This window comes from Halopseudomonas pelagia CL-AP6, from assembly GCF_000410875.1.
In the GTDB taxonomy this organism is placed as follows: Bacteria; Pseudomonadota; Gammaproteobacteria; order Pseudomonadales; family Pseudomonadaceae; genus Halopseudomonas; species Halopseudomonas pelagia.
Map to the genome: position 1 here is coordinate 146,519 of NZ_AROI01000010.1, position 20,784 is coordinate 167,302.

The window sequence follows — 20,784 nt, forward strand, 5'->3', positions numbered from 1 at the left end:
ACGACCGGGCGTTGCCATGGGAGCTGAAACAATGAAATCGCTATTTGCCACAAGCTTTCTCGTTTTAGGGATCATCGCTGCCCAACCTCTTGCCGCGCAAGATGCCGACCTCGCGGAGGAAGATGTGGTCACCGTGAACGGTTGTGCTTTGATGCCCGGCACTCGCTGTCCTGGCGTTGACCTGCGCAATGTTGACCTGCGCCATATGGACCTGCGCAAGGCCGACCTTGTGGGTGCAGACTTGCGCGGCGCTGACCTGCGACATGCACGACTAGATCAGGCGAAGATGGACAATGCCAAACTGGATGGGGCCAATCTCAATCGGGCGAGCCTGCAACAAACCGCAATGCGGGGTGTAAGCGCAGTGGGTGCCAGCTTTGTTGGCGCTCAGGCCTGGAACCTAACGGCCCAAGGCGGTCAGTTCAAGAATGCTGATTTTACCGGAGCCAACCTTGAATTTGCCCGTTTCAGTGGTGCCAGCATGCACGACGCCACCCTGCGGGCCGCCAACCTGGAGATGGCCTGGTTACCCAAGGCGGATCTAAAGGGCGCCGATCTGCGCGATGCCAATCTGCAGGAGTCAAAGATGAACCACGCCAACCTGGAATCTGCCGATATGAGTGGTGCCCGACTGCACTACGGCACCTTTCTCAACATGCACATGAGCAACTGCACTGCCTGCCCTGTCGATTGGGAAAAGTGACACATGCTGACGCGCTCAAGCCACCTGTACACGAATGACACCGGTATCGATAGCCAGGTGGACCAGTTCGGTCAGAGAGCTGACATTCAGTTTCTGCTTGAGCACCGTCAGATTATTCGACACCGTCTTGCTGCTAATGCACAACTGGCTGGCGATCCGCCTGGGCGGTGTGCCCTTGGCCAGCATGACGAAAATTTCGAACTCGCGCTGAGTCATGCATTTGAGCCGCGGGTCTAGCGTGCCATCGGTACCGGCGCAGGCCAGTTGAGTGGCCAAGTCCTGTTCGATATAGCGGTGCCCGCCCAGGCAACGCCGCACTGCCTCGAGTAACACATCCGGCGCTGCGCCTTTGGTGATGTAGCCGAGTGCGCCAGCAGCTAACGCCTGACGCACCAACGGCAACTCATCATGCATACTGAAAAACAGAATACGCAGTGAAGGCCAGCGCAGCAGCAGGCGCCGGGCGGTTTCAATACCGCTGATGCCCGGTAGCCCGATATCCAGCACCACCAGGTCAGGCACCTGTTGCTGGGCGGCGCTAATGGCCTCTTCTCCACTGGTCGCCTCGCGGATATGAGCTTGGGTAAAGGTCATGGCCAGCAGGCTGGTATAGCCTTGCCGAACAATGGCGTGGTCATCAACCAACAGAATATTCATGCGGCGAGCTCCTTCAGCGGAATGGTGAGAGACACCAACACACCCGTGCCAGGGCTGGAGGTCACTTGCAGTGTGCTTTTCAGGCAGCGCGCGCGCTCCTGCATTGATCGCATACCCACGCCACAAGATTCGTCCTGGTCTTTCAAGCCGTGGCCATCATCCTGCACGCTGACTTGCAGCACTTCGTCCTGGAGCACCAGCCGCACCCATACGGAGCGGGCTTCGGCATGCCGGGCGACGTTGGTCAAGGCTTCCTGCAACAGCCGATACAAATGCGTGCGCTGTTCGGTTTCCAGGAGCGGCAAAGCATCATCCAGCTCAAGCACACACTGGATACCTTGTTGCTGCTGCCATTGCCCAGCCAGTTGACGCAGTGCCTGCTCAAGCCCGAGCCGGTCTAGCACCACCGGATGCAGATCTTTCACCAGTGCCCGGAAGCCGCGCTGCAAGCCACTACATGCCTCCAAGAGGCACTGCGCATGCTGCCGAACCAGATCGGGCCGGCCGGCTGACTCGCCAAGCATGTAGGCTTGGGCGCGGATACCGGTTAGATATTGCCCCAGATCATCATGCAGGGCATGAGCCAGCTGCATGCGCTCTTTCTCCTGCAGCGTCATCAGCGCACGGGTTAGTTGCTGATTGCTCGCTTCTGCTCGCTGCAATGCCCCTGCCATAAGGTTGAAGCGATTGGCCAACTGATTGAGCTCGGTCTGACTACTGGGCGCCAGTCGGGCCTGCAATTTGCCAACCCCGATCAGTTGCAATGCTTCAAGCAAGTGTCGATAGGCTTTTAGCCCTCTGCGTAAGGAGAGGTGGATAGCCAGTAACGACAATACCAAGGCAACGCCAAATACGCCCAGCAGCAGCAACACCGACTCCCAGACCTCCTCAAGTTCATCAACTGGGTCAGGGCTGATCAGCCATCGCTGGCCATCGGCGAAGTCCAAAGAGACGGGTGCAAAGGACTCGTCTATCGCTGGTTGCATCCAGCGCAGCAGCCATGCCGGCACTGAGCTTGCGGTGTACTGGTCCTTGCCTGGGTCGGCTAGGTCGCCAGCGCGCGAGATATGCACATGACGCAGGTCATCGAGCACCTCCACAGGCGGCAAGACCTGCTGCTGAGCCAGGATCTCAAACAGGCTCAGCGCCATTGCCCGCCCGCCCTGCAGCTCACGCACAACGTCCTTTTCCGCCTGCTTGAGCAATACGCCCATGGTGACCAGCAACACTATGCTGAAGGCCAAGCACACCCAGACCGTCAGTCGCGTCGCAGTCGAAATGGAGCGCATTGGCGTATTCCTTGATTGGTTTAAAACACTACAAACCATCCTAAGGCTTGAATAAAACGTCGGAATACTACCTTGGTACTGGCTGATTGGTACTTTCTTCATATTTACCAGGCTCCGGCCAGCTCCCATGCTGAACCCAGCACAAAAGGAGTCCACATGCGCCCAATGGTTTTGCATTCCCTGTTCTATTTTCTGGCCGTCCTCAGCGCCAGTGTGGTGGCCACCAGCAGTCAAGCCGAGACGCTGACGGTCAATATGGCGTATGTCAGTTGGACTCCAGACCCAGGCCCGATCATGTCTAACGTCATCCCTGAACCGTCCGATGCCGGGCTGCAGGGCGCGCAACTGGCAGTAGCAGACAACAACAGTACCGGGCGCTTTCTGAAGCACGACTATCAATTGCTGATCGCTTCTGAAGCGCAGTTGCAAGCGACCCTGGATGCTGCCAGAGCGCTGCACGCTCAGGGCGTGCGGCTGTTCGTCACCAACTTGCCCAGCCAGGCTCTGGCCGAGCTGGCCAACGAGTTTGCGGCTGATAGCCTGCTGATCAACGCCGGCAGTTACGACGACACGCTACGCACGGATCAATGCCTGCCCAACGTGCTGCATACACTACCCAGCCGCGCCATGCTGACTGATGCGCTGGCGCAATTTCTGACAGTACGCAAACTGACGCGCTGGTTACTGATCAGCGGCCCCACGGATGCCGACCTGGCCTACGCGGCCGCACTGAAGCGCTCGGCCCAACGATTCGGGCACAAAATCGTGGCTGAAAAGGTCTGGAGCTTCGATACCGATTTGCGCCGTACCGCACAAGCAGAGGTCCCTTTGTTTACTCAAACAGCCGAGTATGACGTCGTGGTAGTGGCTGATGAGCGCGGTGATTTTGGTGAATACATCCCTTACAACACCTGGTATCCACGGCCGGTAGCCGGCACTCAGGGGCTCACTCCGCTAGGCTGGCATAAAGTGGTCGAAACCTATGGCGCTGCCCAGCTGCAAAAGCGCTTTGAACAGCAAGCTGGCCGCTGGATGAATAGCCTGGACTTCGCTGCATGGTTGGGTATACGCACCTTCGGTGCGGCGGTAACCACGCTGCACAGCGCCGATGCGGCCGCGGTCAGAGCACTCAGTCTGTCCGACAAACTGCCTCTGGACGGTTTTAAAGGCCGCAAACTGAGCTATCGCACCTGGAACGGCCAGCTACGCCAGCCCATTCCATTGGTACAACCCCGCGCGCTGGTCAGCAACTCACCACAGGAAGGCTTTCTGCATCCACAGACCGATCTCGACACTCTGGGGTTTGACCAACCCGAGAGCAAATGCCGGCTGCTTTGATACCGGCCGGGTCACCGAATATTCCAACAACAAGAACCAGGAGTACCCATGTACAAGAACAGCCACGCCACTTACCCCCTGCCCACTCATCGTCTGCCAACGAAGAGATTCAGCCTGTCACTGCTCGCTGGCGCTCTGTTGTCCGCCGCCTTTAGCCTGAATGCCCTGGCCGAAACCGCCTACGTGACCAACGAAAAGGACAATACCGTTTCAGTTATCGATCTGGACAGCATGCAGGTGGTAGAGACCATCGATGTGGGGCTGCGTCCGCGCGGCATATTGCTCTCCAGCGATAACAAGCTGCTGTATATCTGCGCCAGCGATTCGGATCGGGTGCAAATCATCGACTTGGCCACCCGCAAGATTATCAAGGAACTGCCTTCAGGCGCTGACCCCGAACAATTCGCGCTGCACCATAATGATCGCTGGCTCTACATCTCCAACGAGGATGACGCCCTGGTCACCGTGGTCGACGTTGAAACCAGTGAAGTACTGGCGCAGATTGATGTGGGCGTCGAGCCTGAGGGCATGGGCGTCAGTCCGGATGGCAAATGGGCGGTCAATACCAGTGAAACCAGCAACATGCTGCACTGGATTGATACCAGCACCAATACGCTGGTAGACAATACCCTGGTGGATCAACGCCCCCGGCACGTGGAATTCAGCAAGGATAGTAGCCTACTGTGGGCGTCGGCCGAGATCGGCGGCACGGTAAAAATAGTCGATGTAGCCACCCGGGATGTCACTCACACCATCAACTTCGCGATCAAGGGAATTCATCCGGATCGTATCCAGCCGGTTGGGGTCAAGCTCAGTGACGATGGTCGGTACGCCTTTGTTGCCCTGGGCCCGGCCAATCATGTGGCTGTGGTGGACGCCAAAACCTATGAGGTGCTTGATTACATTCTGGTGGGCCGCCGCGTTTGGCACATGGCGTTCAACACCGACCAAAGCAAACTCTTGACCACCAACGGCGTCAGCGGCGATGTCTCAGTGATTGATGTAGGATCACTCAAGGCCGTCAATACTATCAAGGTCGGCCGCTACCCCTGGGGCGTCGTGGTCACGCCTTGAACGCCTCCAGCGCCTTGCAAGTCGAGCAGGTCAGCTTCAATTATGGCGCCAAGCTCGCACTGGATCAGGTCAGCTTCGGCATTGAGTCTGGCCGGCTGAATGCGCTGCTGGGCCCCAATGGGGCAGGCAAGAGCACGCTGATGGCATTGTTCAGCCGGTTATACCGGCTGCAACAGGGCGATATCCGGGTTGGCGGAGTGTCTCTCCGCCGGCAACCCCGCCAGGCGCTGCGGCAGCTCGGTGTGGTGTTCCAGCAAAGCACGCTGGACCTGGATCTGAGCGTACATCAGAACCTCGCCTACCATGCCGCCCTGCATGGCCTGAGCAGCCGGGCAGCGGCACCGCGAATAGAACAGGAGCTGGCACGCCAATCCTTACTGGAGCACCAGCACCAGCGCGTGCGCGAACTAAATGGAGGGCACCGCAGGCGCGTGGAAATCGCCCGAGCGCTGTTGCATCAGCCAGATATTCTACTGCTGGACGAGGCCAGTGCCGGCCTAGATCCGGCCAGCCGTTTGGCGCTCAACCGGCATATTCGTGCTTTGTGCGCAGAACGGCAGCTTACTGTCGTCTGGAGCACCCACCTGATGGACGAAATTGCCTTGAACGACCCGGTGATAGTACTGCATTGTGGGCGGGTCCTGGCAGCGGACAGCGCGGCAGGCATTATTGCTCAGACCGGCCATGCCAGCCTGAGCGAGGCCTTCCGGCACATGACCCAGGACGCTGGAGCACCCGCATGAACCCGGCTGCCTATCTGGCCTGCCTTAACGGTGTACTCAAACGGGAATGGTTGCGCTTTTATCAGCAACGTTCACGCTTTCTCAGCGCGCTGGTACGCCCGTTACTCTGGTTGCTGGTCTTTGCCGCGGGTTTTCGTGCGGCGCTAGGTGTCTCGATCATGGCGCCCTATGCCACCTATATCACCTACGAAACCTACATTCTGCCTGGGTTATGCTGCATGATCGTGTTGTTCAATGGCATGCAAGCATCGCTGTCGATGGTCTACGACCGCGAGATGGGCAGTATGCGGGTACTACTGATGAGCCCCCTGCCCCGACCCTTTCTGCTGATCAGTAAGCTGGCCGCCAGTGCGCTGATCTCTTTGATTCAGGTTTACGCGTTTCTTGCGATCGCCTGGATGTTCGATATTCAGCCACCACTTTGGGGCCTGCTGGCTGCAGCCCCCGCACTGCTGCTGGCAGCCCTGCTGCTCAGCGCACTGGGATTGCTGCTGTCCAACGGCATACGCCAGTTGGAGAACTTCGCCGGGGTGATGAATTTCGTCATCTTTCCGATGTTCTTTCTTTCATCGGCGCTCTACCCGCTGTGGAAAATGCGCGAGTCCAGCGAATGGCTATACTGGATATGCAGCTTGAACCCGTTTACCCATGCGGTAGAATTAGTGCGTTTTGCCCTGTACCTGCAGTTCAACGGCCAGGCTTTGCTGGTCTGCCTGAGCCTGCTGATAGTCGTCACCGGCGCGGCGGTCGTCACCTTCAACCCGCAGCACGCCGCAGTTCGCCGGCCACCCGGCCATTGACGCAGTGCGGCGATACAATTTACTACTTTAGTACTGCTTTACTGTGCCAATGTATCATTTGCAATACAGACTACTCGGGGTGTAATGCTCAAGTAGCAATGCTCATGGTAGCGCACACTGTTCTACCCCGAGCCCAAATAAAACAACAACAAAACAGGTTGAAACTGGCCATGTACAAGATACTGATAGCCGACGATCACCCGTTATTCCGTGAAGCCATCTGCAATGTCATCAGCACCGGCTTTGCTGGCGCAGAGTTGATTGAAACCAACGACCTGGACAGCGCTCTGCTAATCGCCCAGGAGCATGACGACCTGGACCTGATTCTGCTCGATCTCAACATGCCTGGCATGCACGGATTGAACGGCCTGATTACGCTGCGCAACGAATCCCCCTCCATCCCTGTAGTCATTGTCTCTGCCGAAGAGGACAAGCAGGTGGTGTTGCAAGCCATTACCTACGGTGCCGTCGGGTTTATAACCAAATCGTCACCACGGGCGGAAATGACCAAAGCCATCGAGCAGATCATGGCCGGCAATGTTTACCTGCCTTCAGACATTATTCGCTCAAATCGCGTGGTAACCCGCCGACTTCCCGAGGAACATCCCGTGTCACCCGAGCTGCTTTATGCGCTGACCCGCAAGCAATTGCTGGTACTGGAGCGCATGGCCAAGGGCGAGTCGAACAAGCAGATTGCCTACCATCTGGAAATTGCCGAAACCACGGTCAAGGCACATGTCTCGGCGATTTTGCGCAAGCTGAACGTGCATAACCGGGTGCAGGCAATACTGTCGGCAAGTGATGTTGACTTCAGCTCCTACCTGAGACGCTGAGCGATCCTCTACTGGTCGCGTTGCGTGCTCAGTAGATGGCTGATGGCAGCCTTGAGCTTTAGTGGCTTGACCGGCTTGTGCATCAGAACGTGCCCCAACTGGCGTACTTGCAGCTTCAGCTCGTTGCTGTAATTGGCGGTGATCAGCAACACCGGTAATGCATGTCCTCGCCGCGCATTGATGGTCGCCACCACATCCACACCATTAACATCGTTATCCAGGTGATAATCGGCTATCAGCAGATCGGCTGCGGCATGAAAGTTATCCACCTGACTGGCCAGGTCCTCCTCAGACAATGCCGTGACTACCTGGCAACCCCAGCCTTCCAGTAGCGTCCGCATGGCCGCACAGATCGAGGCGTCGTTATCCAGAACCCAGACCCGCGCACCTCGCAGGCGATAGTCCAGGCCGGCAGGCAATGCCGTGACATGTTCAGGTTGCGCCAGCAATCGCCCGAACGGTACATCCACCGAGAACACCGAGCCTCGCCCCTCCCAGGAACGCACCCGAATACGATGCCCGAGCATCCGGGCAATCTTGTCGACAATCGCCAGCCCCAGACCCAGGCCACGATCCTTGGTGTTCGCGTTGGGATTGACCCGCTTGAACTCCTGAAACACTTCGAGCAGCTTGTCGCTGGGAATACCCATGCCGGTGTCCCAAACCTCAATACGCAAACCATGTGCCTGGCGGCGGCAGCCCAACAGCAGGCGACCGGACTGGGTATAGCGGATCGCATTGCTGAGAAAGTTACGCAGGATACGGGCTAATAATTGGGCGTCGCTGCGGATCACCGCATCACAGCCGACAAAGCGCATATCCAGACCTTCTACCGCGGCGATCTGGCGATACTCATTGGCGAGGTTGTCGAGCAACTCGGAGAGTTTGAACGCGGCAATATCGGGCTTGATGACCCCCGCATCCAGCTTGGAAATATCCACCAGCGTACCCAGCAGATTCTCCACATCCCCCAGCGAGTGACTGACCTGGCGAATAAGCTGCACGCTGGCAGCCGGCACCTCGTGCTCAAGCAGCGCTCCGGTAAACAGCCGAGCCGCATTCAATGGCTGCAGCAGGTCGTGGCTGACTGCGGCCAGGAACTTGGTTTTCGACATGTTCGCCTGCTCCGCCTCGCGCTTGGCTTCGCGCAAGCGTGCTTCAGCCTGAGCACTTTCACTGATCTCCTGGCGCAATTGCGAGTTCAACTGAGTCAGTTCCTGAGTACGATCAAGCACCCGCTGCTCCAAGTGTTGATAGGCTTCATGCAAGGCTTCTGCAGTACGCCGTCGATCGGTGATATCGCGGATCAGGACAAATATCCCGATCACCCGCCCCTGTGCATCCAGGTTGGGAACGTAGGAGCGCAACAGATAACGCTCCTGATCCTGGGCATTATGTTCAGCAAATTCAAAGGTAACGCTTTCGCCCTGAAAGGCGCGTTCTATGTAGGGTTGCAGGCGGGAAAACTGCTCAGGACTATGTACTCGCCGCAGACTTTTACTCTGGGTTTCGCCGCGCCGCCAACCGTACCATTCTTCATATACCTTGTTGGTGAATTGGTAGGTCAGATCCTCACCCACATAGGCGATCAACGCCGGCACGTGGTCGGTAATCAGCCTGACCCAGCGTTCACTTTCCAGCAGCGCCTTGGCGTACAGGTCACGCTCGGTAATGTCGGTATAGGTGTTGACGTAACCGCCGCTAGGCATTGGGTGGGTACGCACTTCGAGTACCCGCCCGTTACTCAGCCGCTGTTCGCAGGTCAGTTGGGCGGCGCTGGAGAAACCTTGCCGGCTAGGGGCCAGTAATTCTAGCTCACTGTCTTCCATGACTTCGGCAAAGGGGCGATGTGCCTCGATCGGCGCCAGGCCGGCCAATTCCAGGAATCGTCCGTTCCAAACCTCCAGCGCGCCTTCTTCATTAACCACGGCCACGCCTTGGGACAGGCTATCGACAGTACGTTGCAACAGCCGAGTTTTCTGCGCCAGGGCTTTTTCCCGGCGTGCGGTTTCCGATTGTTTGAGATCAGTGATATCGGTGTACATGATCACCAGGCCGCCTTCGCTGGTCAGTCGTTCACTGACCTGAACCCAGCGCATGCCGCGTAACTGATAAAGCACATGACCGTCGGCTGCGGCGTCCACTTCGGTTACCAGCCCGGTGCTAACTGCTAAACGCTTAATCTCGGCCAATGAGGTGCCCGCCTTGACGCCCGCCCGCGTGCCTTTCCAGAAGGCGGCAAAGCGGCTGTTGAACAGCACAATGCGTTCGTGCCTATCGAACAACACAAAGGCGTCAGAGACGCTTTCAATGGCATCTGTCAGGTGATGGTGGGCGCGCTCGGCGTGCGCCCTGGCATCGATCAGCAAGCGGTTGCTGGCCTGCAATTCGGCCATGGTTTCGTTCAAGGCGTGGGTCCGCTCGCGTACCTGCTCGGCCAGCTCCACCGAGTGCTGAAAGGCCGCGTAACTTTCGGTACGTTGGCTGGAGCTGGATTCCACGCGCTCAATCAGCGCCGCATTGATGCGCCGCAGCTTGTTGTTCTCGACACGCAGCGCTTTGAGTTCAGCGCTCTCTGATGTCGCCGGTAGCACTTCATTCAGGTATGGCAAAGGCGACCCCAGTAAACGTCTGGTTGATATGCATGCCGTTGTATTGCTCACCGTATGTATTGAAGCCCACTACCTTGTTGGCTGCGAGAAAGGCCGACAAGCTGTCATCTTCCCCGCGCAACTCCGCTTCCATACGCCGCAAGAAACAATCGCAGCCAATGATCAGTACCGGCTCGCCCAGCCGCTGGCGGAGCTTTTCCAACTGCAGACGCAGACCCGGCAACAAGGGGCCAGGCTGCATGGCGGTGAGCACAATGCCGGTATCCACCGCACAGTAGAAGGTGAGGCTATGATCCGCATTGACCCGCTGAATGGAACGTACGTAGAACTGATCGCGAATACGCACAGCGAGGGCGTTGAGGGCAAAGGTCGAAAGCTTCAATTCCTCAACCGGCACACCGACCAGGCGCGCGTACTCCTCAGCGGCTGGTTCGGCGTTGAGCTCCAGTACGGTACGGCTCTCACTGTCTGCTGCGGTAACCACCAGCTTGGCATCCATCGGCTGCATGTGATGGCTGGTGAATACTTCAAAATCCAGCCAGGTATTGATCATGACCAGTACCGCAGCACCGGTGTGAAATCCGCCCTGGTAATAGACATGCGTGTGGCTCAGATGATTATCATCGCCGGCGGAACCGCCAAAGTGCGGGATACTGCCCAATGCCGTACTCAGCGTGGACAGCACCACCTCTTCCCGGCTGGACAGACCATCCAATAATGTCAGGGCAAAGGTTCGATCCTTGATCGGCGCCAGATCCACCTGCCGGCAGTGATTGAGCATCTGCTCGACGGCGGCTTGCGCATCAACCAGGGTGAATTTGTCCAGCGCGCGAATCAGGGTGCAATCCACAGCAAAGGCGTTAGCGTCAAAGCCAATGGCACTGATACAACCGCGTCCGTATCCAGCCGCGGTAATCTCGCCAGCACTAGTACAGCCGATCACCGTCACCGCACCAAAGGCATCTTCCAATGCCGCTGCCAGGCTCGCCAGCGGGTACTCTGCAGAGCAGAAAAACAATACACAGCCAAGACTGGGATGGCGTAACTGAGCGGCCAGCTCCCCAGCGGCTTGCACCGGATCCTGCGCGCTGGTCATGGCTGTAAGGAAGCATTGTTCCGCTGTGCAGTGCATGTGTCGGCTCCGTGACGGGGCATTGTGCCCCAGCATTGATTCTAGGAAGGCGCGGAGCGCATCAATATGCTACTTGAGTACTGGATGAATGAGTCCTAAGGCGCACATAACCCCATCTCAAGCAAATTGAACCCCCTTAAACAAAACAACCGAAGCTTGGCTTCGGTTGTCTGCACTGCCTGCCTGGATCTACCAGCTAAGTACAACACCCAGTGCAACCGTGTCGGTCTCCTCGATAGTCAGACGGTTAGTGCGATCTTCAATTTCGAACTGGTTGTATTCGGCTACCAGCGTCAAATTGTCATTGATGCTGTGGAACACACCCAGACCGCGGGTTTCATAGTCGGCCTTGAAGCCCAGACCGTTGCCGTCGTCTTCGGTTTTGCCGAATGACAGGGCAACGCGAGTTTTGCCAGCAAACTTGTAAGACCCCTGTAGCAGATACCCAGTGCTGTCGATCTCGCGCAGAACCGGCTCGCCAGCGTTGTTGGTAAAGAATGGATTGACGCCTTCGGCGTCAAAGCCGGAAGCGGTCAATGACAGATTGCCCATCTTCGCCTGCAGACCGTAACCCAACCCCTGGGAGGTGACTGAATCGACCGAGGAGTCGGTATTTTCCGACTTCTGGCGCATGCCGTTAACCCAGCTAAAAAGATCCACGCCGCCCAATTGGGTCTGGTAGGTGATTTCAGATTCGAAACGCGGGGTATCCTGGTAGTTCTTGCCCACCAGGGAATCATCCGTCGTATCCACCGGATCCATGATGCCTACCGCGACGCGAAAGCCACTCATGACCGGTGAGCGATAGGTAATCTGTGCACTCGGGAAGGGATAAGGATAGCCGGTGCCAATATTGCCAAAGGACACGCCACCGCCATCAACCAAACCCAGGGTGTCGCTAACCTGACCGTAGCCAGAGAGAAATTCGTCGACGAAAATGTTTGAGCGTGAAAACAGGCCGAAATCCTTACCCACCAGCACCTCGCCCCACTCACCCGCTACCGTACCGTAGAACTGCCGCACGTCGATCCCGGTGCTGGTGCCGTTGGTTTCGCTGTCATTGATGGTGACCCAGAAGGACGAACGGGCGCCGAGGGTAAGGCTGTCCATCTCCTTGCCCATCGTGAAACCTATGTAATTAGGCAGGAAGCCCATCTTGACCCGTGACTGGTCACGATCAAGCGTGTCGTCAATGTTGTCGGTCTCGGTCTGGACATAGAAGGCGTTAACGTAACCATCCGCCGAGAAGGTGGTGCCGTCCTGGTCATACAGGGTAATGGCTGCACTCGCCGGGGCGCTGAGGATGGCCGCCGTCAGGGCGGTCAACAGAGGGTAGGCCGATTTTTTCTTGTTCATATGCTCTCCGATGGAATCGATGGCTGACGGAATGAAAGCGTCCAGTCGATTATCGGAAAGCCTTACCCCCTGCCCCATTCTGCCTAGGGCTTGAAACCACTGCGCTTTGGTTGTGGTTACAAAGCCCTGCCCGTCTCGTGCTTTGGCAGGTGTGGGTTTTTCGCTACCTTGGGAGGAGTTTCGCTGATCAGGCGCAGGCGCGCCGGGCGTTTCCAGAGTTGCTGCTGCAGGGCTTGCCACTGCTCCGGCTGCATGTAACGCAGGGCCTCGCACTCGGCAAGCAGGCTGGCGTCGGTACGCCCCAGCAAGCTGTGCCAGTGGCTTTCAAACGCGTCTTCAGTGGAGTTCTGCCGAGCCTCAAGCACGTCAGCCAGACGCTCTGCCTGAGCCTTGACGTCAGCAAAGGGGATGGCCGCTACCCACTGTTGCTGCTCCAGAAGAAACTGGTCCACGGCGGCGGTTATCTGCCCCTGGTCGTGACTAGGCGACTGAACCAGAAACAATAGACCAGGCCATCCCGAAACCGGATGATAGCGAGCCACTACCCAGTACCCCAGTTGCTGTCGGGTACGCAGACTGTCAAAGAACGGACTGGCCAGCAGCTGCTGTAGCAGCCGCCAGCCCGCGCGATCAGGTGCGCTGGCACTGCGCGCCTGACAATAGAGCAATTGGCTACGATCGGGCGCCAGCACCGAGACACTGCGCAACTCGATGCCCTCGGACAATACCCTCGAACCTGTCTCGACCCAGCCAAAGCAGCGCTTCAGGCCCGGAAATCCGGCAACCAGCAATTGACTGTCGAGCGTACTGTCGGGCCAGACTGACGGTTTTAGCCAGAGCAGTTGTGCCTGCTCGCGTAAATACCGCCACAGGCTCAAAGCCGTTGCCGTGCTCATTCTGTCTGACGAGCCGATACAGCCACCGGGGCATGCAGCAGCCAGACAAGTGCAGAGCTCGGCATTCTCGGAGACCAGCAAAGTATCCAGGACCGCCAGGCAACGATACGCAGGCAACTGCGCGGCCTGTTCGGCCTGCCAGCTGTGTAGCCGGTGACAGGCCAGGTCGAGCAGTGGTTGGGTTGGACGCTGTGTAATGGCACTGAGTACGCTGCGAAGAATGCTGAGCAAAGGATCGCCAGCGCCGTCCGACGGGCCTGATAACGTCAGGTTCAGCACACCCGGGCCCTGCTGCCAGGCGATGTTCACCCCGCACAGCTCGGCACGGCGTGCCAGGGATTCGATCTGCAACGCCCAGCAGGATTGCAGAAAAAACCGCTGCGCTTCAGTGCTTTGTCCTGCTGGCCAGCACCAGGTCAAACGTGTCTGCAGCTGTTGTGATGCCGGCCCGGCCTCACTGTTCTGGGGCGGCAGCTCTAGCAATCGAAGACCCGGTAAGTCGGGGAAGGCTTCCGGGGAGTCACTGATTGGGACCGGGAAATCGAAATGGGGACCGTCCGCCGATCTCAACGGTGCCTTCTGAACCGGCACGCGCCACCTCAGCCCTTGGCTCTGGTAGCCGGTCCCGGTCCACTCGGTGCGCCCCGTCCAGCGCGTATGGCAATGCGGCTGCACCAGCAGCAATCTCGCCGGCTGCAATTGACCCAGCAAGCTCCGCCAACGTTGAACACTGACGGGCTGCCGATTGGCTGAGGGTTCAAACAAAGCTTCGACTGGCAAGCGCATCAACCGGTGCGCCAGCACTTTGAGCCATTCGACTGGATCACCCTGGGGGCCTCGGGAAAACGCCTGATCCAGCAGCCGGGTGCGGGATTCGGTAGGCCAGCACTGCGGGTCTGCATCCCCCAGCCAGTTCAACCACATCTGCCAGGCGTCGAGCAATTGCCGATAATCCTTGAGCTTAAGCAGAGGTTCCAACTCAACACAGAGCAGCCCCTGAGTATCGGACAGGTCATCAATCCGCACATTGAGTTCGGCAACCAAACCGCGCTCCCGCAGCCAGCCCAGGGCACCCGCAGGACTGGGACTGGCAATCCACTCACACAGCCACGACCCGGTACTGTCGTGTGCCAGCCAATCGAGCCCGGTCAGTGGATAGACCATTTGCCATTTGGGCGCACTATGCACGGCCTCACGCTGAAGGCGGCAAGGCAACTTATGCTCGGCAAATAGCCGCGGACGAGTGCGTTCCGGTCGCCTGCCAGGGCTCTGCCGGTCCGCAAATGCCGTCGCCAGCGCCAGCAATGCCCTCGGCGATTGATTGGCGTGCAATATCAGTAGCATATCTGCGGCGCGGTAATGCTGCTGGTGAAAGTGGCGCAGCTGCAACGCCAGCGCGCTGTCGGAACCTGTCAGGCTGATAGCGTTACCCGCGCTGAAACGGCTCATCGGGTGTTCAGGATTGAGCACAGTCGCCAGTGCGGCCTGCTGATGCAGCGCATCATCGGCCAGGCGAGTATGAAACTCCGCGTCTATGACCTGCCGCTCGACACCCACCAGGTCCGGCGCGAACAACGGAGCCGCCAGCATATCGGCCAACTGGGCGATACAGGATGGAAGGCCTGCCGGGCTCACACTGAAAAAGAACCGGGTGGCTTCTGCGGCTGTGCTAGCGTTAAAACGTCCTGCACAGCGGCTCACGAGTGCCGGGAACGAGCCGGACTGGGGATACCGCTCCGAGCCCATAAACAACATGTGCTCCAGCAAGTGCGCCAGGCCGGGTTGGTTGGCGGGTTCGTCGTGGCTACCCGCGTCTACCTGGGCCACGCAGGTAGCAAGACTGGCGCAGGGGTCGCTGATCAACAGGCAGCGCAAGCCATTGGCATGCTGATAAAGCCGATGGTCACGACCGTCATTGGGAGTATCAGCCAGTGGGATACAATGCACGGGGGCGGCGCTCCTGGGCAGGCCACGGGAGGCCATGGGAGACCAGAATAACGCTACAGGCTAAGGTTGTATTCGCAAGCACCACCAAAGTAGCAAGCGACTGACACCAAAGCATTACGCCTGATCACGCCTTGAGCATCTGCCCGAGCATGGCGCGCAGCTTGCCGGCCTTCAGAGGCTTGTTGAGCACCGGGATACCCAGTTCACGCAGGGTCTGCTGACAGTGTTCACTGCGATCAGCGGTGATCATTATTGCCGGGACGGCTCGTTGCCAATGGCTGCGCAAGCGGCTCACCGCGTCACAACCATTACAACCATTGTCCAGGTGATAGTCGACCATAATCGCGTCTGGAACCGCCCCACCAAGCTGCCCCAGCGCGGATTCGACATCAACGGCCACCCGCACATTGGCGCCCCATTGCTCCAACAGGTCGCACATGCTGTCAAGAATGATTTGCTCGTTATCGATCACCAGCAACAGTCGCCCCTGAAGCGGTTCGGCAAGCCGTTCGAGGATACCTGCTGAGGGCAGCGGTACTGCCGGAACCTGCGTAGCCAGCGGGACACTGACCGAAAACACAGAGCCCCGGCCAACCTGGGAGCGCACTTCCACGCGCGCTGCCAGAAGCGTCGCGATGCGCTCAACAATGGCCAGGCCCAGTCCCACGCCCTTGCGCTTGCCCTGTCTGTCCAGTTGCTGGCCAGCCGCCTGAGAGAGCTGATTGAACTCCTTGAAAATAGCGCCAAACTGGGCGGCAGGAATGCCGCGTCCGGTATCCCATACCTGAATATCGATCCTAGACCCTCGGCGTCTAGCGCCGATCAGTACCGCGCCCTGATCGGTATAACGGATAGCATTGCTCAGGAGGTTGCGCAAAATGCGACTGAGCAGCCGGTAGTCGGTATGGACCGCCCACACCGCCGGGTGCATGCGCAGCTCGACGCCATTTACCTCCGCCAGCCCTTGGAATTCGGCTACTAGCGATTCGATAAGTTCGGCAAGACTGTAGTTGCCCAGTTCAGGCTTGACGTTGCTCTGGTCCAGCCGGGCGATATCCAGCAGGTCGGTGAGCATATCTTCGGCACTTTCAAGCGCGTGGTGGGAGCGCTCGACCAACTGCGCCTCGGCAGCCGGCATTGTTCGTTCGCGCAGGGTCGACATCAACAGCCGCGCGGCATTCATGGGTTGCAGCAGATCGTGGCTGGCTGCGGCAAGGTAGCGATCTTTACTGGCATTGGCTTGCTCGGCAGCATCGCGGGCGTCGCGCAGAGCCCGCTGAACTTTCTCACGTTCAATGATCTCGTAGCGCAGATCGGCATTCAGCGCTTCCAATTCCTGGGTGCGCGTCTGAACACGTCGTTCCAGGTCCTCATTCAGCCGCTGCATGCTTGCCTGAGCACTCTTGCGTTCTGTTATGTCGGCGACAAAGGCCTCGACCACAGGACCCTCTGCATCAGGCCTGAGCAGCATATTGATGCGAACATCCAATTGCTGGCCATCGGCTCGTAACAGGCGGGTTTCGTAGCCTGCCAGCTCACCCTGGCTCATTAGCGTGCGGTGGATGGTCTTGAATTCATTCTCGCCGCCGACGAAGATTCCCGCCCAACTGGCCTGGTGGCGGCTAAGCAGTGCCTGCGCATCAGAATACGCCAGCATGCGTGCCAGAGCTCGATTGACGGACACAAAGCCCTGGCCCAGCCCGGCCTGAAAAATGCCGTGCAGCGCATTCTCGAATAGCCATTTGTAACGGTTGCGCTCGGCCTCAAGATCCTCTAACCGCGCCAGCAGTTCAGGATAATAGCTCTTGCGCGAGGACTGAGACCCGAGCCCCAGCAAACCGGTAAGAACCTCACGCCGTGGATCAGAGGGCTTCTGCATACACCACCTCAACGTCCTTGAGGCTGGACTCGCGAGGGTTGGTGAGAATGCAGGGGTCATGCATGGCATGCACCGAGAGCATCGGCAGGTCGGTCATGCTGACGCCATGCATGGCCAGGGTCTGTTCAAATCCAACCGCTTTTTTCAGATCAATCAGGTGCTGGACCAGCCTCTGCCGGATCTGTGGCGTAGTCAGCCCGCGGGTATCAATGCCCAAGGTCTGGGCCACGATCTTGAAGCGATCAGGTGCCGAGGCATAATTGAACGCCACCACATGCTCTACCAGGATCGCGTTACATAGCCCATGGGGCAGATCAAGAAACCCGCCAAGGCTGTGCGACATGGCATGCACTGCGCCGAGAATCGCGTTAGAAAACGCTAGCCCCGCTTGCAGGCTGCCGAGCATGATTTTCTCGCGCAGTACAATATCCTGCGGATTCTGGATCATCTCCACCAGATTGCCATTGATCAGGCGCATGGCTTCCAGCGCGTGCGCGTCCGTCATCGGACCACTGCCGGTGGATACGAAGGCTTCAATGGCATGCACCAGTGCATCAACACCGGTACAGGCGGACAGGAACGGATCCATGGTCGAGGTGGTTTCCGGATCGATCAACGATACATCCGGCACCACCGCCTTGCTGATGATGGAGAACTTCACCTTCTCCTGTTGATTGGAGATGATCACGAATTGCGACACATCGGCCGAGGTGCCTGCGGTGGTGGGCACCATGATCAGCGGAGGAATGGGCGCACGTATGGTGTCAACGCCCTCAAAGGTGAGAATGTGCCGGTCATGCGCGACCACAATGCCAATTGCCTTGGCGCAATCCATGGGGCTGCCACCGCCCACTGCAACAATGACGTTACAACCGGCAGCGCGGTATACCTCGGCCCCCAGCATGATCTCTTCGACACGCGGATTGGCCGATACTTGGGTGAAGAGCACGTAATCAATAGCTTGATCCAGCAGACTCTGCTCGACATCAGCGAGCCAACCTGCGGCCTGGACTCCAGGATCGGATACCAGCAGAACCTTTTTTGCACCAAAGGTGGAGGCATAGTTGGCAACGGTCTTGCGCGCTCCGGCACCGAAGATGATCTCTGGTGTAACGAACTTGCGTAACTGACTTATATCGTAGGACATGGCGATTCGACTGGCTTGTTGTTGTCCTCCAAGAGTACCTGATTTAGCGCTGGACCATAAGCCAGTACTGACCTAACCAAGCCCTTCCAACCCAGTTAAACCGCTGCCACATAGTACGACCTAAGTAGCGCCGAGGTTGCTCGCAAGTCGCATGGCTCTGGGCAGATCTGACGTTCACCATGGACAAGACCACAACTCGGCACGGGGTTATCCATGTCAGCCCGTTCTTTTCTAACCAGCGGTCTACGGGCCTTCTGTATGTTCTGTCTGCTGCTGAGCCAGGCCTCGCCCGCTGCGATCAATGACAATCAGATCCAGGCACTGTTTCCCAAAGCTACCCGCATCGAGCCCAAGCAGGAAAGACCACCGGTTTACAGTGTCTATCAGCTTGACGAGTTGCTCGGCTACGCCTTTGAGTCTAATGACTACTCCAATCTACAGGGTTTCTCCGGCAAGCCTATTCGCCTGTTGATCGGCATGGACCCACAGGGCGTGCTTAGCGGCGTCAGGGTAGTTGAGCACCATGAGCCGGTGTTTCTTCACGGGCTGGGCGAGCAGGCGCTGTTTGATTTCGTTGAACAGTACCGTCAGCAGGATATCAGCACGCCGATTGTCGTCGGCGGTCGCCAGGCAGAGACAGTCGATGGCACCTCTATTACCCAATTCGATGGCGTAAGTAAGGCCACGGTGTCCGTGGTTATTCTCAATGAAACAGTATTAATCGCCGCCATGAGCGTCGCCCGCCAGCTTCTCGAAGGATTCGCCAGCAGCCCTTTGGCAACACCTAGAGTCGATCTATTCGAGCCGTTGGATTGGCAGCAGCTGCTGGACCGCCAGTACCTGCAACGCTGGCATATTTCCCAAGCCGAGGCCGAGACAGCTCTGGCTCAGCGCTTGGCTTACTTTCCGAGCCTGCAGATAGACAGTGCCGAGCAGCCTTTCAGCGAAGTCTATTTTGCCTATCTGAACACGCCCAACAGTGGTCGCAACCTGCTTGGTCAAGTCGAGTTCGACAAGCTCAGTCAAGAGCTGAAAGCCAATGAACAGGCCCTGCTGGTGATTTCCGATGGTCTTTACCGCCATGTACCTGATGACTTCACGCCCGCCACCGCGCCCAGCCGCCTGGTATTGATGCAGAACAACAAGGCAATCGAACTGCACGACATGAACTATAACAATGGCGCCGTACTGGAGGTGCTCAACACGCCGCTGCGCGACGCTGTAGCGCATATATTCCGAATCAAGCCCCACGCCGGATTCAACCCCGCCGAGCCAGCTGATTTGCAACTGAACGTCAGCCTCAAACGCAATCCACTGGTCGAAGATAACGCCCTATTTACCCAGGCGCTAACGCTGGACCCAGCGCTGTTCGATATTCAACCTCCCCCGGCGGTTGCCAAGCCTAAGCCCATCTGGCTGCGCATGTGGCAGGAGCGCGGATGGCAAGTGGGGATCACCTTATTGGCGCTGGTGTTACTGACGGGAGTTTTCGTATTCCAACAGCGTATCAGCCGTCACAGCCGCGCCTTTCATCTATTTCGTGGCGGCTTTCTGGTCTTCACCTTGGTGTTTCTCGGTTTGTATGCCCAGGGGCAACTGTCGGTAGTGAATATCTTCACCCTACTGCTTGCGCTGGGCAGTGATTTCGACCTCAGCGTATTCCTGATGGACCCGGTGATATTCATTCTCTGGAGCTTCACCTTCATCAGCCTGTTTATCTGGGGCCGGGGACTATTCTGCGGCTGGCTATGCCCGTTCGGTGCGTTACAGGAAATGCTCGCCTGGTTGGCCAAGAAGCTGCACATCAGGCAATGGAAAATCGCGGACCCACTACACCGCCGCCTGCAATGGATTAAATATGCTGTTCTGATCGGCCTGCTGGCCACTGCGTTTATCTCTCTGACCCTGGCTGAGCGCCTCGCCGAAATCGAGCCGTTCAAAACCTCTATCACCCTGTTTTTCGTACGTAACTGGCCTTTTGTGCTGTATGCGTTGGTTCTACTGGGCCTTGGCCTGTTCGTGCACAAGTTCTATTGCCGTTACCTTTGCCCACTGGGTGCTGGCCTGGCCATGCTGGGCAAATATCATCTTTTCTCCTGGCTCAAACGTATCGACGCTTGCGGCAAGCCCTGTCAGCACTGCAAGAACCACTGCGAAATCGGCGCCATCAACCGCGACGGCAGTATCGACTACAACGAGTGCATTCAATGCCTGGAATGCATCGTCATCCTCAACAATGACGACCAATGCGTGGCCAGCATCAGCGCGGCAAAACAAGCGGCTAAAGCCCAAAAACGCCTGGAACAGGGCAGCATCATTGCGACTGATACGCTCTGGCAAAATGCGGCTGCGTCGCCGGAAGTCTGAAACCGCTGCAT

The 20,784-nt window shown here is 57.9% G+C and carries 15 protein-coding genes; 7 read left to right on the plus strand and 8 right to left on the minus strand.

What is annotated here, in order from left to right; genetic code table 11:
• The first annotated feature begins 31 nt into the window (after positions 1-31).
• Entirely contained in the window at positions 32-703 is a 672-nt protein-coding gene (locus K787_RS0110485; protein WP_022962761.1) for a pentapeptide repeat-containing protein, read from the plus strand.
• 15 nt (positions 704-718) lie between these two features.
• Here K787_RS0110485 and K787_RS0110490 read toward each other — a convergent pair whose 3' ends face one another.
• Together K787_RS0110490 and K787_RS25060 are read right to left on the minus strand one after the other, a co-directional pair.
• Positions 719-1,360, minus strand: coding sequence for a response regulator (locus tag K787_RS0110490; RefSeq protein ID WP_022962762.1), 642 nt, complete (start codon positions 1,358-1,360; stop codon positions 719-721).
• On the minus strand, positions 1,357-2,649 hold the full coding sequence (locus K787_RS25060) for a sensor histidine kinase (RefSeq protein WP_022962763.1): 1,293 nt from the start codon (positions 2,647-2,649) through the stop codon (positions 1,357-1,359). The genes K787_RS0110490 and K787_RS25060 overlap by 4 nt, the downstream gene beginning before the upstream one ends.
• Positions 2,650-2,805: 156 nt before the next feature.
• Between K787_RS25060 and K787_RS0110500 the strand changes: the two genes are divergently transcribed.
• The 5 genes from K787_RS0110500 to K787_RS0110520 all read left to right on the plus strand — a co-directional run bounded on the left by K787_RS0110500 (position 2,806) and on the right by K787_RS0110520 (position 7,437).
• Positions 2,806-3,987: a lanthanide ABC transporter ABC transporter substrate-binding protein PedA1 gene (locus K787_RS0110500; RefSeq protein ID WP_022962764.1), complete on the plus strand. Its 1,182-nt coding sequence runs from the start codon at positions 2,806-2,808 to the stop codon at positions 3,985-3,987.
• Positions 3,988-4,035: 48 nt separating this feature from the next.
• On the plus strand, positions 4,036-5,061 hold the full coding sequence (locus K787_RS0110505) for a YVTN family beta-propeller repeat protein (protein WP_022962765.1): 1,026 nt from the start codon (positions 4,036-4,038) through the stop codon (positions 5,059-5,061).
• Positions 5,058-5,804, plus strand: coding sequence for a lanthanide ABC transporter ATP-binding protein PedB/LutE (locus tag K787_RS0110510; protein WP_022962766.1), 747 nt, complete (start codon positions 5,058-5,060; stop codon positions 5,802-5,804). The genes K787_RS0110505 and K787_RS0110510 overlap by 4 nt, the downstream gene beginning before the upstream one ends.
• A complete protein-coding gene (locus tag K787_RS0110515) occupies positions 5,801-6,604 on the plus strand; it encodes a lanthanide ABC transporter permease protein PedC (RefSeq protein WP_022962767.1) in 804 nt (267 codons plus the stop codon). The genes K787_RS0110510 and K787_RS0110515 overlap by 4 nt, the downstream gene beginning before the upstream one ends.
• A 170-nt stretch (positions 6,605-6,774) precedes the next feature.
• Complete coding sequence (locus K787_RS0110520; protein ID WP_022962768.1) at positions 6,775-7,437, plus strand: response regulator; 663 nt, start codon at positions 6,775-6,777, stop codon at positions 7,435-7,437.
• A gap of 8 nt (positions 7,438-7,445) precedes the next feature.
• Here K787_RS0110520 and K787_RS0110525 read toward each other — a convergent pair whose 3' ends face one another.
• From K787_RS0110525 to ercA, 6 genes are all read right to left on the minus strand, one after another.
• Positions 7,446-10,049 (minus strand): hybrid sensor histidine kinase/response regulator, encoded by a 2,604-nt coding sequence (locus K787_RS0110525; protein WP_022962769.1) that lies wholly within the window; start codon positions 10,047-10,049, stop codon positions 7,446-7,448.
• Entirely contained in the window at positions 10,033-11,181 is a 1,149-nt protein-coding gene (gene nosP / locus K787_RS0110530) for a nitric oxide-sensing protein NosP (RefSeq protein WP_022962770.1), read from the minus strand. Before nosP ends, K787_RS0110525 begins: the two co-directional genes overlap by 17 nt.
• Before the next feature lie 189 nt (positions 11,182-11,370).
• On the minus strand, positions 11,371-12,537 hold the full coding sequence (locus K787_RS0110535) for a porin (protein ID WP_022962771.1): 1,167 nt from the start codon (positions 12,535-12,537) through the stop codon (positions 11,371-11,373).
• Positions 12,538-12,653: 116 nt separating this feature from the next.
• Entirely contained in the window at positions 12,654-15,380 is a 2,727-nt protein-coding gene (locus K787_RS0110540; protein ID WP_022962772.1) for an insulinase family protein, read from the minus strand.
• A gap of 124 nt (positions 15,381-15,504) precedes the next feature.
• Positions 15,505-17,259 (minus strand): PAS domain-containing hybrid sensor histidine kinase/response regulator, encoded by a 1,755-nt coding sequence (locus K787_RS0110545; protein ID WP_022962773.1) that lies wholly within the window; start codon positions 17,257-17,259, stop codon positions 15,505-15,507.
• Positions 17,243-18,406: an alcohol dehydrogenase-like regulatory protein ErcA gene (gene ercA / locus K787_RS0110550; RefSeq protein ID WP_022962774.1), complete on the minus strand. Its 1,164-nt coding sequence runs from the start codon at positions 18,404-18,406 to the stop codon at positions 17,243-17,245. The genes K787_RS0110545 and ercA overlap by 17 nt, the downstream gene beginning before the upstream one ends.
• A 213-nt stretch (positions 18,407-18,619) precedes the next feature.
• Here ercA and K787_RS0110555 point away from each other — a divergent pair, with 213 nt between their 5' ends.
• Positions 18,620-20,773: a 4Fe-4S binding protein gene (locus K787_RS0110555; protein WP_022962775.1), complete on the plus strand. Its 2,154-nt coding sequence runs from the start codon at positions 18,620-18,622 to the stop codon at positions 20,771-20,773.
• Positions 20,774-20,784: the final 11 nt, after the last annotated feature.

Excerpts from the sequence above, each read along its gene's own strand:
- K787_RS0110485 (WP_022962761.1), top strand. The coding sequence starts at position 32 with ATGAAATCGCTATTTGCCACAAGCTTTCTCGTTTTAGGGATCATCGCT.
- K787_RS0110490 (WP_022962762.1), bottom strand. The coding sequence starts at position 1,360 with ATGAATATTCTGTTGGTTGATGACCACGCCATTGTTCGGCAAGGCTAT.
- K787_RS25060 (WP_022962763.1), bottom strand. The coding sequence starts at position 2,649 with ATGCGCTCCATTTCGACTGCGACGCGACTGACGGTCTGGGTGTGCTTG.
- K787_RS0110500 (WP_022962764.1), top strand. The coding sequence starts at position 2,806 with ATGCGCCCAATGGTTTTGCATTCCCTGTTCTATTTTCTGGCCGTCCTC.
- K787_RS0110505 (WP_022962765.1), top strand. The coding sequence starts at position 4,036 with ATGTACAAGAACAGCCACGCCACTTACCCCCTGCCCACTCATCGTCTG.
- K787_RS0110515 (WP_022962767.1), top strand. The coding sequence starts at position 5,801 with ATGAACCCGGCTGCCTATCTGGCCTGCCTTAACGGTGTACTCAAACGG.
- K787_RS0110520 (WP_022962768.1), top strand. The coding sequence starts at position 6,775 with ATGTACAAGATACTGATAGCCGACGATCACCCGTTATTCCGTGAAGCC.
- nosP (WP_022962770.1), bottom strand. The coding sequence starts at position 11,181 with ATGCACTGCACAGCGGAACAATGCTTCCTTACAGCCATGACCAGCGCG.
- K787_RS0110535 (WP_022962771.1), bottom strand. The coding sequence starts at position 12,537 with ATGAACAAGAAAAAATCGGCCTACCCTCTGTTGACCGCCCTGACGGCG.
- K787_RS0110545 (WP_022962773.1), bottom strand. The coding sequence starts at position 17,259 with ATGCAGAAGCCCTCTGATCCACGGCGTGAGGTTCTTACCGGTTTGCTG.
- ercA (WP_022962774.1), bottom strand. The coding sequence starts at position 18,406 with ATGTCCTACGATATAAGTCAGTTACGCAAGTTCGTTACACCAGAGATC.
- K787_RS0110555 (WP_022962775.1), top strand. The coding sequence starts at position 18,620 with ATGTCAGCCCGTTCTTTTCTAACCAGCGGTCTACGGGCCTTCTGTATG.